The organism is Bacillus sp. JJ1566 (assembly GCF_036962685.1).
Lineage (GTDB): Bacteria > Bacillota > Bacilli > Bacillales > Bacillaceae_L > Ferdinandcohnia.
On record NZ_JBALOP010000038.1, the window covers coordinates 1 to 3,657 of the forward strand.

Sequence of the window (3,657 nt, forward strand, 5' to 3'; positions counted from 1 at the left end):
ACGGCAAAGCAGTAACTGGCTGGCATCAAATCGGAGAGGACCTCTATTACTTCGACCAAACAGGAGCAGCGAAAAAGGGCTTGCACCAAGAAGGAGAGAACCTCTATTATTTCGGTGACAATGGAGTAGCGGTAAAAGGCTTCTATCAAGTAGGTGAAAACCATTACTATTTTGACGGAAACGGCATAGCAGTAACTGGTTGGCAACAGATTGGTAGTCACTATTATTATTTTGATGAAAACCATGCTATGGTGATAGGCTGGCTACTCGAGAATGGAAAATGGTACTTTTTTAATACAAATGGTGAAATGGCGACGGGTTGGGTCACTGATAAAGGAAAAACCTATTATTTAATAGGTAGTGGTGCGATGCACACAGGTTGGCTATTTAGAGATGGGTATTGGTACTATTTTGCTAGTAGCGGTGCGATGCTAACAGGCTGGTATGAGGAAGAGGGCAAGAAATATTATCTTCATAGTGATGGAAAGATGGCTATCGGAGAAGTAGAGATTGACGGTGTCACCTATTATTTCTTAAGTAGTGGTGCCCTTGTATCCGGTCCTGTAATTACCTACACAAATTACAATTATACGATTGAGGAAATACTGGATATTCAGTTCGGGTTAAATCCACCACCACAAACTGATAAATATTGGAAAGATAAATCCTATGTTCATGGGGATTACCTACAATTTGATGAAGAAAATTCGAATCTGGCGATCGTGACAACAACTAAGCTCAATGTACGTGAAGGTCCTAGTACAGATTATCGAAAAGTAGGATCGTTCAAATACAATGATCAGGTAAAGGTTTTGGCAAAGTCTGGTGATTGGTATGAGGTTGCCTACGGTCCCTGGAAGGATGCAACAAGAGACGATGCACGATACTATGTGGATCCAGCTAACTTCAAGAAGGATCATTTTCAATTCCTTCAGTTATCTAAGTCTGCAGGAATATCTGCTGAGACAATTGATTCGAAGATACTGTCTGATAAAGGGATTTTAAAGGGCATGGGGAAATATTTTGTTCAAGCTGGTAAGGATTACCAAATCAATGAAATCTACTTACTTGCTCATGCCATTCACGAAACCGGCAATGGAACCTCACAATTAGCGAAAGGTGTACTTGTAACCGAGGTTGATGGTAACCCAGTTGAACCAAAGACTGTTTATAATATGTTTGGATGGAAAGCATATGATTGGTGCGCGCTAAAATGTGGCTCTGAGGCGGCTTATAAATTAGGGTGGTTTAGTCCTGAAGAGGCCATTTTAGGTGGTGCTAAGCTGATTGCCAATGACTATGTTCATCATTCAACCTATAAGCAGGACACGCTTTATAAAATGAGATGGAACCCTGCCAAACCAGGTAATCACCAATATGCATCAGATATGGGTTGGGCTGTCAAACAGATTAACAACATTCAAAATCTGTATAATTTGCTTGAGAAAGGAACGTATACCCTATTTTTTGATGTTCCAGTATATAAATAGAAATTAAACCAATTGGTGTCTCATTATGAGGCACCAATTTTCCATTCTTTACAAAGTCTTAAAAAAGATTTTACAATCGTAATTTTTGTTGATAACATAAATACGCTAACACATTCAAATAGTGAATATGAATTATATATAGATAGTAGGTGTTCAAATGGATTCCAAGTTTAGAATCCTTGAGGTAATTAATAAACAGTCTAATCTTAGTCAAAAGAGAATCGGTGAACTATGTGAAATCTCCTCGGGAAAGGTGAATTTCATTATAAATCTATTAATAAATAAAGGTTATCTTATAAGTAAAAAACACGGACGAAAAACGAATTACTTTCTTACGGACAGTGGGCTGAAATATTTAACACAAGGCATCGAGTCCTACCAGAACAAAAAGGTTAATATTCATATCGAACCAAAGCTGGATATTAAACAAGCAGTTATTTTGGCTGCAGGTCAAACTAAGGATTTTGACATTCCCGTAAGCTTGCTTCCATTGGGTGAGCAAAACCTATTGAACCGGAATCTGACCTACCTAAGAAAATATGGCATTGAGAAAATTGTGCTTGTGACCGGCCATAAAAAAGAAGCATTTGATTTTTTACGTGATGTTCATGACGTTTGCATTGCTGAGAATAAAAAATATAAATGGACTGGCTCCATGGCGTCCCTGGCAAGCGCATATGAATTTATTTCAGAAGACTTCCTATTAATTGAACATGATATCTTAATAGAGGAGGATGCCTTTAAACAATTGATAGAATTCCCACACCGGGATTGTATCCTTTTGACAATGGAAAGTGGTTCTGGCGATGAGGCTTTTGTTGAATTAAGAGACGGATATCTTTACAAAATCTCGAAGGATATTCACCAGTTTAATCGAATTGACGGTGAAATGGTAGGAGTTAGTAAGCTATCCTATGAGGTTTTTACGAAAATGATGGAGGCTTATAAAGATAATAAAAATCCTTATTTGAATTATGAGTATCTGTTATTGGATGTTGCTAGACAATATAATATCGGCCATATAAAAATTCATGATCTAGTCTGGGCGGATATTGATAAAAAGGAGCATTATGAGCGCATTGTCGAAACAACTTTTCCACGCTTGCAGCGCAAGGAAGCAGAGTTTACGAAAAATACGATTAAGGGCCTTTTCGCAAATGGATTGTCGATTGATACAAATGAGATTGTTAGTATCGAGCCATTTGGCGGGATGACGAATAAGAGCTATCGGGTGAAGCTATCCAATCAAAAGGAATACGTTTTACGTACCCCTGGCGAAGGTACAGAAAAAATGATCAATAGATATGAAGAAAAATACAATTCAAGCCTGGCGAGTTCACTTGGAATCGATGCAGAGCTTCTATATTTTAATGAAGAAACAGGAGTAAAAATTTCCGCGCTCATTCCAAATGCTGAGGCACTTAATCCAAAGACTGCAAGACGTGAAGATATTATGGTGTATTCCACCAACATTCTACGCACCCTTCACAACTCAGGCGTTAAGATGAAAAATGAATTTGATGTGTTTCAAAAGATAGAAGAGTATGAACAATTTGCGATTGAAGCAAACGGAGAGTTTTATCCAAATTACCATGAAGTAAAAAAACAAGTGATGAAAATAAAAGAAATGTTCACAAAAATGGAAGTTCCAATTGTACCATGTCATATTGACCTTGCCCCTGAGAATTTAGTAAAGAGTGGAGAGGACAAGCTGTACTTAATTGACTGGGAATACTCAGGAATGAATGACCCAATGTGGGATATAGCTTCTCACTCATTGGAATGTTCTTTTACTCCAGAGGATGAGGAATTGTTCCTGTCATACTATTTCGAACAGCAGGAACCAACAAGTGAACAGAAGCTCCGCATTCTTATGCACAAAATTTTCCAGGACTTCCTGTGGAGCACATGGACAGTTATCAAAGAAGCTAGAGGAGTAACATTCGGAAACTATGGGATTGATCGTTATAACCGCGCAATCAAAAATATCAATTTGCTATTTGAACAATCGAGAATCCATAACTAAGGATGTCAAACGCGGATGAGCAGATATGTAAAAGGTGTAAAACCAAAGTGTTTTACACCTTTTTTGTTGAAGGGCAAATCGTTCTCGTCGGGGTTATGAAGACCAAATCGGCCTTGATTTCGAAGGGAAAAGTCCTTCATC

At 38.1% G+C, this 3,657-nt stretch carries 2 protein-coding genes; both read left to right on the top strand.

Going from position 1 to position 3,657, the window contains the following annotated elements; translation table 11 throughout:
• A partial coding sequence (locus V7112_RS14485) for a glucosaminidase domain-containing protein (RefSeq protein WP_335420973.1) occupies window positions 1-1,490 on the top strand: 1,490 nt, incomplete at its 5' end.
• 157 nt (window positions 1,491-1,647) lie between these two features.
• Window positions 1,648-3,516, top strand: a complete 1,869-nt coding sequence (locus V7112_RS14490; protein WP_335420975.1) for a phosphocholine cytidylyltransferase/choline kinase family protein — start codon at window positions 1,648-1,650, stop codon at window positions 3,514-3,516.
• Window positions 3,517-3,657: the final 141 nt, after the last annotated feature.